Source organism: Acanthopleuribacter pedis, assembly GCF_017377855.1.
GTDB lineage: Bacteria > Acidobacteriota > Holophagae > Acanthopleuribacterales > Acanthopleuribacteraceae > Acanthopleuribacter > Acanthopleuribacter pedis.
In genome coordinates this window covers 23,050-37,218 of the sequence record NZ_JAFREP010000044.1, presented here as the reverse complement: position 1 = coordinate 37,218, position 14,169 = coordinate 23,050, and the positions used below count along the sequence as shown (strand labels likewise).

Sequence of the window (14,169 nt, the reverse complement as noted above, 5' to 3'; positions counted from 1 at the left end):
AAAAACGTGGTAATCCGCCACGCCGTGGGAGCACGCCGATGCGCGCTCCCCGGCGGAGCTGTGTCCCGACCACGAACCCGCATTTCTCACGAGGATTCGTCACGAGACGCTGAACGCCTTGTGGGTACGAAGATTACGACCGAGAGACGACACAGGGGTTCGACCTTTCGCGGGGCCGACCTTTCGCGGGGCCGACCTTTCGCGGGGCCGACCATTCGGCGTAACAGCTGAGACGAAGGCGGCTCGACCGAGTAATGCGGAAGACCGCCCCCTCGTTCTCGCATGGCTTTCAGCTTCGCAGCAGAATTCCTTGCGAGAGCCGCGGGCTAGGCCAGCTTTTTTTGGATGACCCCTTTGGCCAACAGCGCTGTGACCACGTTTAACCCAATCAGCACGCCGAGCGCGCCCGTCATCGACAGGTTAAACAGCGGTGTTTCCAGGAGAACCGCGCCCATTTGCCATTCCGGCTGAAAAAAGACGGCCCGCAAGGGCTCGACGGCCAGCGTAATCGGATTGACCGACACAAAAAACACCAGCCAGCTCGGCATGTAATCAATGGGTGCAAAAGCGGTCGACATAAACATCAGCGGCAGCGAGATGATCATGATGATCGAGATCAACTCGAAATGGTAACGCAGCACAAAAGCCAACATCAGGCTAAAGGTGGTAAACAGCATCGTAATCAGTGCCAGCACCAACAGGAAAACGCCGACACCGCCGATTCCGCCCGCAAAACGGACGCCCATCACCCCGGTAACCAACACAATGACCAAACACTGGAGCAGGGTCATCACGAAGATGTGGAACCCGGTCGCCCAAATGATGGAGAACCGCGAGCGCAGCGGCGCCGCCAGCAAACGGTCGAGAAAACCCAATTCCCGGTCGAAGAGGATGGGAACGCCGCCGTTCAGCGCCCCGGTAAACGCCGTAAACACCAGCGCGCCGGGAGTGATGAACCCCATGTAACTGTCGGCGCCTACCAGCGCTTGCATCGGGCTGTTTTTGAAAACCGCCGAAAACAGGACGAGCCAAATAAACGGCTGGAACAAACCGGCAATCAACACAACCGGGCGGCGCTTGGAATGAATAAACCAGCGCATGGCCAAAGCCTGAATTTCCATCATCATGGCGTTCATGCGTCACCTCGCAGCGAGAAACGATAGACATCTTCAAGGTTGGGGTGTTGGATGTTTAGTGAGAAGACGGGCAAACCCGCATCAGTGGCCGCGGCGAAAACCTGTCGGTGAATATCACCCATATCGGCCTCACTAGAACAGGCCAGCGCCAGACAGGCCGTTTCCTGTTCCAGTACACGGTAACCCGGCTGCTCGGCAAACACCGCCCGAGCCGCGTCAACCGCCGCTTTGTCCATGAACTCGTGGGTGCTCAAGCGGACGATCCAGCGGCCGAGCGCTTGTTTGAGTTGGTCCGGGGCGTCGCTCTGCTTGACGACCCCTTTCTCGAGGATCAAGACGTGATCGGCGAGATGTTGCACCTCTTGGAAATCGTGGCTGGCGAGAATCACCGCGCCACCGTCGCGTTTAAATTGCTCAATTAAGCGCCAAATTAATTCGCGCGCTTCAATGTCCAGCCCGGTGGTTGGTTCGTCGAGAATCAGCACCCGTGGGTTATGGAGCAATGCCGTGGCCAGGTCCAGGCGGCGCTTCATGCCGCCGGAGTATTCACCGACACGACGATCTTGGGCCTCGCGTAGGCCGAGTTGGTCAATCAGCGCCAGCGCGCGTTCGCGGTGGTCGCGCCACTTTAGGTGCAACAGACCCGCCGTAAAACGCATAAACTCCACCGCCGTCAACACCTTATCCATGGCGATTTCTTGCGAGACATAACCGACCAGATCACGCAACGCGGGTGGATCCTTGAGCAGGTCTTTGCCGCCCCATTCGATGCGCCCGCTATCGGGGCGAACCAAGGTGGTCAAAATCTTGATAGCGGTACTTTTGCCGGCGCCGTTGGGGCCCAAAAGCGCAATCGACGAGCCGGGTTCCAGTTTGAAACTCAAGCCGCCCAGGGCCTGGACCTCTTTATAGCTTTTCTGTAAATCCGTAACCGTTAATGACATAAAAACATCCTCATCGTTGGAACCGATTCATATGGGTCCCTCCCGACGTTGTCGCCTGAACCGAGGGGTACCAACCCGCATTTCTCACAAGGCCTCGTCGCAAGAAACCGTTACACCAGGACGTACGACGGTTACGACCGCAAAACAAAGGTAGCGACCCGACCTTTCGGCGCGGCAGTGCTGGGTTGGGGCCGGCCCACCGTTGCTGTGCAGCGGTGGTGCCGAATAAAGCGGAAGGCCGCCCCATGGTAATCGCATGGGTAGCCCCACGGCGGAACACCTTGTGACCAATGCGAGCGAGCCCGCGTCGTGCATCGGCATGCACAAGGGAGGGATCATACCATAATCGAGCCGTTCCACCGGTCAGCAGCACGTGAGCCCGCGCTGGACATTCGGTTTTGTCGCCACACCGTTGTGGCCTCGCTTCGGTTTTTACCTAAGGGGCGCGATAAGCGTGCGGGATTTTGACTAAAGATCCGGAGCGAAATGGTTTGGAAAAAGCGAGCCGGGGTCGCGCCCGACCGCACCCGTTAGCCCTGATCATTTTTACAGGCCGTAGCAGCCCAGAGGCTTAGCCAAAATCCCCGCGTCAGCGCTTCTTAGGTTTTAGGGACCTTCTTCCAATTCAAGCGAGCGGGCTACCGCCATCTGCCGAAACCCATACCACAGCGTTACCGTATTGAGCAAAAACACAATAATCGCGGTAACCACCATCCAGGGCTGGACAATCATGCGGCCCGCCGCACTTCCCGGCCCGGGTTTGTAACCCGTCAGCATGTCCCAAAAGGCCTGAGACTTCTGATAAAACCCATCCTCCGGCCCCACGATGCAAAAAACGACCGAGGCTTCCTGGGTTCGGCTGCGCACAAAGCCGACCAAGTAATCCTGATAGGCCGGGTCACCCGATAGGCGAAAAATGAGGGTCCGACGACTGAGTTCCTGCTCCGGTTCCTCCACCGGTGTGAGCTGCATTTCCGAGACCTTCAGTACCCGCTTGAGCATTTCCGCCAATTGTTCCGCATCCTCGTCACCTTCATCAAAAACCGTTACTGTAAAAAAAACAGCGTGCCGTTCGGAGGAACCTTTCAGCAATTTGTGGTCGTTGTGATCCATCCACGTCAGAACCGGGAAAGCGCGCGACATCGGCAAGGTCGCACCGTTGGTGAGCACGATCCGAATCGGCTCGTCAGCCACCAGCGTTCCCGGAAAAAAAACCCCCAGCAACAGGGCCGTGCGCATCAGCAGGTTAACGATTTTTTCGCGCCTGTACCAAGGCATCCATGAATTCCTTTTCAGAAATAACACGAGGGTTCGTGGTTTTCTGCTGGTATTTGCCGGGCGTTACCAAGTGGGTTTCCACCAAGCTCTGGTACAGTTTCTCATATTCTCGGAAGGTAATATCAAACTGAGCCGCACGAACTTTTAAACTGGCCTCACGCAAGGTGCGCAAATGACTGACACGATGGTCGCTTTGTTTGCCAGGTCCTTTGGTCGTGCGTGTCGAGCCGCTGTCCCGAATGAGATCGACCAGCGAGGTACCCAACACATCCGCGATGCGGTTCAACGCCGCGATAGAGACGTGGGTTAGCTGCTCCAGTTGGTGTGGGGTTAGCTGAATCAAGCCCAGATCCAAATCCGCCTCATTGTGGTAGGCCTCGAGTTCCTTGCGGATCACATCAAACGGCTGTTCTAATAAAGACAACTGGGCCGGCCGCAAGCCCGCGCGATTGGCCAAGGCCTCACGGGTCATGTTGTGTTTGGTCCGCAACTCTTTAACCCGACGACCAATATCTTGAAAACTGAGACCGGGCGGGCGTGGCGCCTGGAGGTCCGGCAACAAGGATTCGATCATCTCGAGCAACGGCCCTTTCAGATCGCGCCAATCGCGGTATTTAAGGTAATACTGCCGGCCGTCGCGACCATGCACCGCATTGGCGGGCGTGCCGATCAGGAACCGCGACAGCGTGTCGTCTCGGGAAAAGATAATTACCGGCTTCCCCAAAGAGGTCGCCATCTCAACTTCACCACCAATCCCAAAGCTGGTGTGATCCGCCGCCACCAACATGTAATCCGCTTCCACGACCCGGATTCGGTCCAGCAAATATACGTGCTCCGGCAGCATTTGACCACGAACTTCCGGGGCCGTAACCTGTGAGGGAATGTAGAGCCGGGTCGCATAGGGCGGGGCGAGAATGGCTTGTGCGATTTTCGCCACCAAATTCTTGAGACGTCCTTTCTCACGAGGCGGACAGCGCGTAATCGGTTCACTGATATATGCGGTATACAGGGGCTCGTGAGCCGCACGACCCGTGCGCCCGTCGTGACGCTGCATGGCCACCTCCCGTTCGGCGGTTCCCGGTAGCGGGCAAAAACGCCCGGCACCGTGTCTAATTGTGAGACAAAGAATCTTAAGCAAAAAAAGAGCCGGCACCAAACCTCATACCGCCAACCACTTGCCGAATCGGGCAGGAACGTCTGCCAGCGCCCGCCCTCGTCCGCCTTCATCCAACCAAACAGCTAGAAGATTATTCTTCCAATCAGCCTGGTAAAGGTGTCGAGCCCGCACCCCGCATCAAGCACTTTTATTCCAGCTATCTATCCAAAACAAGAACGGATGAAACGACCAAACCTGTCAGACATTTCTTCGCTTGCTAAACCCACCCCAAACCACACAGTCTAAACACCTGCATCAAAACAATTTAACTAAACAGCCGCGGTCCTTTTCCGGCACAGCGCTTGCACTTCAACCAATCCGAAAGCGAAAGGGTTTTTACTCAACGCTTTCGATTCAGGTGGAGGACGCAGCGCAATCCTTAGCGCCGGCCGCATCCCAGAAAGCAAAACCTGGCCGCAACACTTCTGCCTTCCGTTGCGACCCAAGAGATCGCAGGATCTCACCACCTCGAAACGATCATTTTTGTTGCATTTCGAAAGGACGAACCCACTACCGGCGAGGGCAACCCCCTTGCCGGACCTCTTGCTCAAAAGGACCCGAAATGGCATCTCACACCACAAGCCGGCATCCCAGCCGGCCGGCCAGAGGTTTCAGCATGGCGGAACTAATGGTCGCGCTCCTCATCCTCTCCCTTTTAAGCGTATCCGCCCATCATTACTTCATCACCCCGCTGCGAGACCACCAATTCAGCACCTTTGCCGCCTGGATGTGCTCCGACTTCCAGAAAACCCTTACCCACGCACAAATGACTTACCAACCTTTGCGCATGAACCTCAGCCGGGAGGCCGGGTTTTTCTATCGCGTTGAAACGCGGGTGGAGAACCAGTGGCTCACCCTTTCTTCGCCCCTCAAACACAACCGTTACCTGCGCTCCATCACGCGATCCGTTCCCGCCTCGCTCCCCCACCCTCATGATTCCGGTCGCACCCTTGACCACGCTTTTCGTTCCAATCACGCCCCCTACCTCTATTTCCGACGGGTCGGCTCCAGTTCGGGGACCGTCGCATTCAGCGACCGCGACGGTCGTACCCTCTGCTTCATCCTCGCCGGTGATGCAAATCGTCTGCGGGCTTATCTCTGGTTTCCCAAATTCAAAGACTGGCAACCCATCCTTTAACGTCTCACCGACCCAACCCACAAACCCGCGAGCCATCCGCCAACCCAATCTGGGGCCCATGGTTTTGACAACAAAAAAGGGTACCCCTTTGGCGACCAAATTGGGCGCCATCCCCCCTCAGCATTTCTTCTTCCCAAAACCCTTTCAAAAAAAGCGTAAGGGATTTGGGAAGAAAATCGCCAGGGGCCCCTTTTCGGTTGTCATAGACCTAAAGGTGGACCCCTTTTCGGCAAGCGTTACCAGGCCCGACCGCGACAAACTCATTTCTCAGGAAAAACAGCCCATGCGTATTCATGCCACATGGCCCAACCCAAGGAGCCCTGCCGTGACCCTCCTCGACTTTGACCTAACCGGAATTTTGGCCCCCAACGATTGCCTGCTCTGCCAAACCCCCCAAGGCGCACCACTTTGCTCCAGTTGCCAGGTAGCCCTTGAATGTCTCTCGAGCGGATGCCGCTTCTGCTGCAATCCACATGTTTCACCGAGCACCCATCAATGCGCCTGGTGTGAGCGTCTGGCATTCCAGCCCCAATCGCTCGAGGCAGGCCTTCTGCTCCGCAACCAAACCCGCAAGGTCTTTCACTTAGCAAAATTCCAGGGATACTGGCCACTCATTGACTTCCTGTGCCAACGTGGGCTCAACCGCTTTTTGAAACTACCCTTCACCACCTATGACGGCCTTGCCTATGTTCCTTCCAGCTTCTTTAAGCGACTCCATCGGCCGGTCAATCCCGCTTATGCCGTCGCCAATTTCCTACACCGCAAAACCGGCATACCGCTTTTCCACTTGCTGAGTCATCGCTTATCGCGGCAAACCCAAATCGGCCTCGACTATCAAGCACGGCGACGCAATGCCCAAAACCGGTTCCATGTTGTCACCGGCGCCAAGTTACCGCGTTCTTTGATCCTGGTAGATGATGTACTCACGACCGGGGCGACCCTAACCGCCTGCTCGCAACAACTTCATCAAGCCGGCGTTCAACGCATTGCATGGTTTGGCCTACTCCGCGCGGTTTAACCCGCATTGTTTACAAGGATTCGTCGCGAGAAGCTGAAAGCCTGGCGAGTACGAAGATGACGACCAAGCCACGGCACAGGGGGCCGACCCTTCGCGGGGCCGACCTTTCGCGGGACCGACCTTTCGGCGAAGCAGCTGAGGCGAAGGCGGCTCGACCGAGTAATGCGGATGGCCGCCCCGCGGAAGGCAAACCCTCGTCATCGCTTGGGTAGTCCCGTAGCAGCATTCCTTGTACGCAATGCGGGCTAGGTATAACGCCTTCGGAACGCATCGTCTTCATACGCAATCGGATCAGCAAGTCCGGCCCGCGCGAACCCCCGCAAACGCAAAGCACAGGAATCACACACACCACATGCCTTATCTACATTCTGGTAACAAGACCAGGACAACGCCAAGGGGGCTTTTAACGCGCTACCTCGCATCACAATCTCTTGTTTGCTCAAGGAAATCAGCGGCGTCTCAATACGAACCTCTGTCTCTGGTTTGGTTCCTTGCTCAATCACCCGGTTAAACGCCTCAATAAAGGAGATCCGGCAGTCCGGGTACCCCGAGGAATCTTCCTCAACCGCGCCCAAAAAAATCCGTGAGGCGCCGATCACTTCCGCCCAGGACGTAGCAATCGACAACAAATGCGCGTTGCGAAAAGGTACGTAACTGCTGGGAATCCCCTCGGCCGTCAAATCCACTTCACTGACCGCAATCCGATCATCCGTTAACGAAGAACCACCGATTTGCCGCAGATGGTTGAGGTTGGTCACCAACCGTTCCCCAACCCCATAATGATCCGCAATCGCTTGAAATGCGCGCAACTCGCGGACCGCCGTTTTCTGACCGTACTGAACATGTAACAGGGCGACCTCGTAATCCTGGGCGGCAATCGCGGTCGTCACACACGAATCCATCCCTCCACTTGCTAACACAACCGCTTTCTTCATTTTCCTGGCAAATCTCCCCACAAAACCTTATGCAACTGAACTTGGAAACGAACATTTAACCCGCTTTCGATGACCTTGTCGGCAAATAACGCTTTCTCTTCACTCGCCGCGATCGGCGAAATCAGAACCTGAAAACGCTCATCTAAACGGTGCTCGCGAATCACCGAAAAACTCCAGGCCAAATCGTCCAAAGAACAACACACAAACTTAACCTCGTCGCTTGGCTTCAAAAGCGCCAAGTTCTCCCAACGCATGCGATCCAACTCGCCACTCTCCGGCGTCTTCAGATCAAGCACAACATGCGCCTTGGGATGAAGCCCCGCAATGTCCACCGCCCCGCTGGTTTCAATAAGCGGCACAAAACCCTCGTCCACCAGACGATCAATAAAGGGCCACACCGCTTTTTGGTGCAACGGCTCACCACCGGTGATCTGCACGTAACGCGCACCGTGTTGCTTCACAACCGCCGATAACGCATCAAAGGATTGCCACTGACCTCCGTAAAACGCATACTCCGTATCACAGTAGGTACAACGCAGCGCACAACCTGTAAGCCGCAAAAACGTACAGGGGTAACCACTGTGCAACCCCTCGCCCTGCAACGAAAAAAAGGTTTCGGTCATTTTCAGCCGCGGTCGGTAGCGGAACGCCAAACCACGCGCCTCGTACAACTCACTCAATCAGTCGCTCCATCGCGCTACAAACTGGTGTTGGGACCGAACAGAAAATCCATGCGGTCACTCAATTCAAATTCTTCTGGGATGTCGGTACTAAACAAGGCGGCGTCCAGCTCAGGGTTAATTGTCGCTTCCGATAGCTCCAACAAGAACACATCCCCGTCCGGCGCGGTTAACTGCACCTTGCTAATCAAAAACGTCTCGTCAAACCAAAGCTTTAACTCGCGAACCTTCTTTTTCGCCTTGCGCTTCGTGGGCGTGAGCGTCAAAGTGCGCCCAATCTCACCCTCCGCCGTTCGGGTGTAGGAGACCTTGAAATAATCCAATACCACCCGCAGGTTCTTGATAAGCAGGTCATGGGCTAAAAACGACCGCCGCTTCTTCAACGGGATCCGCGCCGCCTTGCCGGCTTCCGGTGACAAAGACACCATCTCCTGGTCCGAGACCACCAAAATCAGATCTTCCTTGGGCTCAAACTCAAACTTCACACCCAACTCGCGATCAAGGTAAAAAACACCTTTTTTGATGATCGGCTCCTTCAACAAACTCATATCTCGGCGTTCCACAAAGTTCGCCTTTAATCGCTGCACTTCTTGGTTCCGTGCATCGATTTTATTGATGATCTCCTGAAGTTGTGGGTCGATTTCGGAAGACTTGCCGGCACTTGCCGCGGGAAGCGTCCCGAGCAACAGGCACACTAAAAAGAACGATCGCATACTACCTCACTTGTACTTGGTCCGAGTTTTTCAGTCGTGCGATGGGCGTAAAACCACCACCGACCCACCAAAGTGGGGACGGTAGGATAACCGCGTGGGTTGTTTCGAACGGGGTTGATACCCCGAGGCCGGAAAACCCGCGTAGGGCGGGGCAAAAATCGAGCCGTTTCAATCGTCATCAACCAACAGCACGGGGCGCCGGCAACAAACCCAGGCCAAGCTTGAGCGCTATAGATTACCAACTCACCCCATCCTGTTCAATCAGGAACCGTGCCGAAACCCGCCGAAGGAGGCACTTCCTCCCCGCGAACGCCTCGCCGTAAGCCGTCCAAAGGTTGCCGACCATCCCTTCCCCGCCTGCAACAGCAACCAACACCGGACATTGAACGAAACAAATTAAGCCTCCTTTTTCCAACACCTTAATAAACAAACACCCTCTATTCATCACGCACTGTTATTCGCGTAACCACAAAGCCGACGCCCCAGCCCGCATTTCTTACCAGGATTCGTCGCGAGAAGCTGAAAGCCTGGTGTGACATGCGGGCTAAAACACACCTCATGAACCGAACCCATGCCCCCGACGCCGACCAAAACCCACAAGCGACTGAAAAGGGACAACTTAAAAAATACACCAACGAAGATTTACCTTTTTCAGGTTAAAGTAAACGGTTGCCGCATGCCTTTGTTTTCTGCACGGCATGATCGCAAGCGCGATGCTTTGCCTCGGTTTACCCACATAGGTTTCACCGCGGCCCCAAAGCAAAACCCGCTCAATCCCCGCGGGATCGTCGCGGCGTCTCCCTTTAACCAGCCTTGTCCCTGGCGGACGCTGCCCGTCCGCGGCCTTCTTTGTCCTATCATGAGGACAGCCCAACCCAGGCGCACCGCCGTCAACAAGGACCATCGCAAAAGGAAACCACCCCTTTGAACCAAACAGCATTCTTGAAAAGGATTTGGATTGGTACCTTGCTGATCCTCTGTGCCAACTGCGGCTACAGCTTGGTGGATTGGTCACCGGATCAATTCCAAACCATTGATATCCGCCCCGTATCCGGTCCCATGGAGCGCAACACCTTGCGCGTCCGCATGCAAGACGCCTTGATTACCCGTTGTTTGGCCGGCTCTGGATTGAGGCCGAGCGATAATACGGAGACGGATCTACGCTTAACCGGCCAACTGTTGAATTATGAAGAAAACGTCATCGCGACCGACCCCGATGGTCGAACCAAAACCATTCAATTCAACTTTGTGGTTTCCTTTAACCTCCAAGATCGGAACGGGAAAACGTTGTGGTCCTTAAATGGGTACCGCTATTCAGACCAATTTGATGTTTCAACCCGCCAAGCGGCCTTCCGCGACGAGTCGGTGTTCCTCCAAGACGAAGCCCTGCGCGCCGTCGCCGATTTGGTGGTCACCAACATCACCCTGGCCGTCAGCGAACAACCCGCGCCGACACCGCCGGCGGAAGAGGCCTCAAATGAGTAACCAGGTATTGCGCGAAGAAGCCAAAACCATTCTTTCCGGCAAGGTTCCCGGCGTTTACATTCTGGCCGGCGAGGAGTTGTGGAGCCGTGGCCGCTTTGTTGATTTCCTCAAGAAAAACCTCGTCGACCCCTCCCTGCACGAATTCAATTTTGAACAGGTCAGCGCAACCACCACCTCGGCGATCGCGGTCGCGGATAAAGCCGGTATGCTGCCGATGATGGCCGACCGCCGCTTGATTTTGGTTGAAGACTGCGAACGCTGGCTTGCCAAAGATTTTAATGCGATGGCCAAATACCTTGATTCCATCTGCGAAAGCACCTGCCTGGTGCTGTTGTTTCCCAAAATCGACAAACGCCGCAAACTGTTCACAAAGAAATCACCGCTCATTCGCACCCTCGAATTCCCCCGCCCCAAACCCTGGGAGCTCCCCGAATTCATCGCCGAGGTCGCCTCGGGAATGAAACTCAACCTCTCACGCGAAGCCCTCGCCATGGTCGCCGAATTGGCGGGCGACGACTTACCCAAAGTTCACCGGGAATTAGACAAACTCTCTATTTTTAAAATGGATTCCGGCAAAATTGAAGCCGCCGATGTGGCCGCGCTCATGGGCCGTACCCGTCCGGTCACTCGCTGGGAGCTAGGCGGCTTAATTGGGAAGCGCAACCTTCACGCCGCCCTCGTAAAGGCCCACGATATTATGGCCAGCGGTGAGGACGTCATCGGCTTGCTCTCCGCGGTAAACATGGTCGTCAAACAGTTGTTCGTCGTTAAAACCTGTGTCAACCGCGGCATCCGCGATCAATACAAGGTCGCCAAAATGGTGGGGGTGCCCCCGAAAATTGCGGCAGACCTGCTCGCCCAGCAGCGTAACTACAGCATCAGCGATCTCAAAAAAGCCCTGCAGCTTATCCGCGACGCCGATTACCGTGCCAAATCATCCGCGGTCAACCGACACCTGATTATTGATCACCTGCTCTGCCAAATGATGCAACGCGAACCCAAAAAAGCAGTACGCTAGTCCGCACACCTCATCAGAATTCGCTGCGAGACTTTGAAATCACTACAAGTAAACAGGTTACAACCAAGACCGAACGTAGCGGGGCCGACCCTTCGCGGGGCCGACCCTTCGCGGGGCCGACCCTTCGCGGGGCCGACCCTTCGCGGGGCCGACCCTTCGCGGGGCCGACCCTTCGCGGGGCCGACCCTTCGCGGGGCCGACCATTCGCGGGGCCGACCATTCGCGGGTCCGACCATTCGCGGGGCCGACCATTCGCGGGGCCGACCATTCGCGGGGCCGACCATTCGCGGGGCCGACCATTCGCGGGGCCGACCATTCGGCGTAGCAGCGCCACGTCGCGGCTGTCCCACCGTTGCTTCGCAACGGTGACACCAAGTAACCTAAGTAATCGCAGCTATTTCAACCCAGGATCAGAGTTTCTGGTGAGAACCGCGGGCTAGTTCCCCAAAGCCGAATTTCGATCCACCCATTTCCTCGGCACGCACCCGGTTCACCAGTCACCAAAACCAAAAAATTAGAGACGGATCGAAGCAGGCCAAAGACCACACGGGCGCAGCCGGTGTAGAATGAGGAACCCCTTCATTCTTCACCCGTTTTGCACATGACCGCCCCATATGTCGTGGTCCGAGGTTCGATCAAAAGCCAAAATATGGCATGTTTTCGATCCGGCGCGAGGCGGTTTTGAACCAAACGCGCTCAGCCGCCCTTGGAGTTTCGCGATGACCTTTCCTTCCTGTCCAACGCACGGTCCTGCTCGATATCTGCACCTGGTCCTTCTGCTGATGACGGCGATCTTGAGTACGCATTGCGCCACCATCAAGCTGAGTAAGGCGGATCCGGTTGCCACCATGACGCGCATGACCCACGATGTGCTGGGCACAGAAAAAATCAGCGAAGACGCGCTTCAAACCCTTCGGTTACAAAATCTTGCAAAAAACTGGAACCGGAATCCAGTCGGCATCTTAGCCGCCTTAAAAGCCGATTACGCGGCCAACAGCAACGAACAGTTGCTGGCGGCGATCACGGAAATCGCCTACCTGCAAGCCCGCAACGCGGACCGTGAAGACAATCGCTCAGACGCGGCCATCTTTTACATGATGGCCTGTGTGCACGCCTACGATTACCTCTTCAAGCGTAGCGAACACTGCATCCGCTTGGCGTTCGACAATCGTTATTACCAAATCCAACGCATCTATAATTTCGCACTCGGTCGCTATCTGTCGATCCATCAAGCAACCACCGGACGACTTGACGACCACCAAAGCGGTTATTTGTTCGAGGAGGTAGCCGTCCAAATTTCAGACCGTTGCGGCAGTCGCCCGCGCGATTACTACGACCAGCTGATGTCGGCCACGGAAGTGAATATCCGCGGCTTACGCAACCGTTATATTCATCACGGCTTAGGCGCCCCCCTCATCGCGTTCCGCGCAAATAGAAACAGCGACCCGCTGGAAGCCTATTACCCACCCGAGGGCATCGTTCATCCGATCACCGCGGTCATTCGTTTCGACCACGGCCATGTCACCGGCAGCGGGGTACCGCGCCGCGCGATGGTTCATTTCCTTAATCCCTGGGAACAAAACAGCCTAGAATCCGGCAGCGGCACCATTCCCCTTGCCGCCGATCACACGGCCCCTTTTGCCTATTTGCTGGACCTTGCCGATTTCAAACGCATGTCACTCGGTCAGTTACGCAATGTCAAAGCCATGGAAAAACGCCAAGGCCTTTTTATGTTGGAGCCGTACGATCCCCAAAAAACGCCGGTGATCATGATCCACGGGTTGGGCGCAACCCCGGCCACCTGGATGGAACTCACCAACGACATCTACGGCCGTCCCGACCTGCGCGACCGTTATCAGGTGTGGCATTACATTTACCCTACCGGGTATCCCTTCCTTTATTCCGGCGCGGTTCTCAGAAAAACCATCAAGGACTTTCGCGAGGGCGTCGATCCCGAGGGCGACGATCCGGCGATGGCCTCCTGGGTGGTGGTAGCCCACAGCATGGGCGGCCTACTTACCCGAGGCCTGATCAGTGATAGCGGCAAGAAAATTTGGAAAACGGCCTTTACCCAACCCATTGACGCACTGACGTTAAGCCAGGAAGAAAACGAATACCTGTCTAATACCTTTACCTTTTTTCCGGCGCCGTTCATCAGCCGCGTCATTTTTGTAGCGGTCCCGCACCGGGGCAGCCGAATCGCAAAAAGTTTTATCGGCCGCGTCGGCTCATCCTTGGTCCGACTCCCCGGCGATTTCTTGGGGATGCTCTCCGGTATTCATGCCAAAAACCGGAACGCATTCCAAGACAGCTTGGCCGCGGTGTTAACCAAACGCGGCCCGACGAGCATCAAAATGTTGTCACCGGACCAGCCTTTAATTCAGGCCATGGCGAACTTGCCCATCAACGCGGGAGTGGTGGTTCACTCGATTATGGGTGACCGGGGCCGGAACCAATTGGAAGGCGGTTCAGACGGTGTTGTGAAGTATGAAAGCAGCCACTTAGCCGGCGTCGCCAGCGAATTGGTGGTCCCATCGGGACATGATGCACATACACACCCTTTGGCCATCGCGGAGATCCAACGTATTTTGGTAGAACATCTTGCCGAACCCGGCCCAACCAAAAAACAGGTTGCGGCCGCTGCCGAGGAGTAACGAAAAGGGGCGGC

Annotated in this window: 12 protein-coding genes; 5 read left to right on the top strand and 7 right to left on the bottom strand. The window is 55.9% G+C overall.

Features of this window, described 5'->3' with window-relative positions; translation table 11 throughout:
* Positions 1 to 326 precede the first annotated feature (326 nt).
* From J3U88_RS30605 to J3U88_RS30590, 4 genes are all read right to left on the bottom strand, one after another.
* Positions 327 to 1,136, bottom strand: coding sequence for an ABC transporter permease (locus tag J3U88_RS30605; protein WP_207862826.1), 810 nt, complete (start codon positions 1,134 to 1,136; stop codon positions 327 to 329).
* Positions 1,133 to 2,080, bottom strand: a complete 948-nt coding sequence (locus J3U88_RS30600; RefSeq protein WP_207862825.1) for an ABC transporter ATP-binding protein — start codon at positions 2,078 to 2,080, stop codon at positions 1,133 to 1,135. Before J3U88_RS30600 ends, J3U88_RS30605 begins: the two co-directional genes overlap by 4 nt.
* Positions 2,081 to 2,686: 606 nt before the next feature.
* On the bottom strand, positions 2,687 to 3,358 hold the full coding sequence (locus J3U88_RS30595; RefSeq protein WP_207862824.1) for a hypothetical protein: 672 nt from the start codon (positions 3,356 to 3,358) through the stop codon (positions 2,687 to 2,689).
* Positions 3,327 to 4,412: a helix-turn-helix domain-containing protein gene (locus J3U88_RS30590; protein WP_207862823.1), complete on the bottom strand. Its 1,086-nt coding sequence runs from the start codon at positions 4,410 to 4,412 to the stop codon at positions 3,327 to 3,329. Before J3U88_RS30590 ends, J3U88_RS30595 begins: the two co-directional genes overlap by 32 nt.
* A 664-nt stretch (positions 4,413 to 5,076) precedes the next feature.
* Here J3U88_RS30590 and J3U88_RS30585 point away from each other — a divergent pair.
* Positions 5,077 to 5,652, top strand: a complete 576-nt coding sequence (locus J3U88_RS30585) for a prepilin-type N-terminal cleavage/methylation domain-containing protein (RefSeq protein ID WP_279382652.1) — start codon at positions 5,077 to 5,079, stop codon at positions 5,650 to 5,652.
* A 325-nt stretch (positions 5,653 to 5,977) separates the two neighbouring features.
* Positions 5,978 to 6,670, top strand: coding sequence for a ComF family protein (locus J3U88_RS30580; protein ID WP_207862821.1), 693 nt, complete (start codon positions 5,978 to 5,980; stop codon positions 6,668 to 6,670).
* 245 nt (positions 6,671 to 6,915) lie between these two features.
* Here the strand turns inward: J3U88_RS30580 and queC are convergent, their stop codons facing one another.
* From queC to J3U88_RS30565, 3 genes are read right to left on the bottom strand one after another with little or no spacing between them, the layout of a single operon-like run.
* Positions 6,916 to 7,605: a 7-cyano-7-deazaguanine synthase QueC gene (gene queC / locus J3U88_RS30575; protein ID WP_279382651.1), complete on the bottom strand. Its 690-nt coding sequence runs from the start codon at positions 7,603 to 7,605 to the stop codon at positions 6,916 to 6,918.
* The gene (locus tag J3U88_RS30570) at positions 7,602 to 8,285 is read right to left on the bottom strand and encodes a radical SAM protein (protein WP_207862819.1); all 684 of its coding nucleotides are present in this window, start codon (positions 8,283 to 8,285) and stop codon (positions 7,602 to 7,604) included. The genes queC and J3U88_RS30570 overlap by 4 nt, the downstream gene beginning before the upstream one ends.
* A gap of 17 nt (positions 8,286 to 8,302) precedes the next feature.
* Entirely contained in the window at positions 8,303 to 8,998 is a 696-nt protein-coding gene (locus tag J3U88_RS30565) for a LolA family protein (RefSeq protein WP_207862818.1), read from the bottom strand.
* Between the two features lie 924 nt (positions 8,999 to 9,922).
* On the opposite strand from J3U88_RS30565, the gene lptE reads away from it, so the two are divergent.
* The 3 genes from lptE to J3U88_RS30550 all read left to right on the top strand — a co-directional run bounded on the left by lptE (position 9,923) and on the right by J3U88_RS30550 (position 14,155).
* A complete protein-coding gene (gene lptE / locus J3U88_RS30560; protein ID WP_207862817.1) occupies positions 9,923 to 10,483 on the top strand; it encodes an LPS assembly lipoprotein LptE in 561 nt (186 codons plus the stop codon).
* On the top strand, positions 10,476 to 11,501 hold the full coding sequence (gene holA / locus J3U88_RS30555) for a DNA polymerase III subunit delta (protein WP_207862816.1): 1,026 nt from the start codon (positions 10,476 to 10,478) through the stop codon (positions 11,499 to 11,501). The genes lptE and holA overlap by 8 nt, the downstream gene beginning before the upstream one ends.
* Positions 11,502 to 12,295: 794 nt before the next feature.
* Positions 12,296 to 14,155 carry an esterase/lipase family protein gene (locus tag J3U88_RS30550; protein ID WP_207862815.1) on the top strand — a complete coding sequence of 620 codons (1,860 nt, stop codon included), beginning with the start codon at positions 12,296 to 12,298 and terminating at the stop codon, positions 14,153 to 14,155.
* Positions 14,156 to 14,169 lie beyond the last annotated feature (14 nt).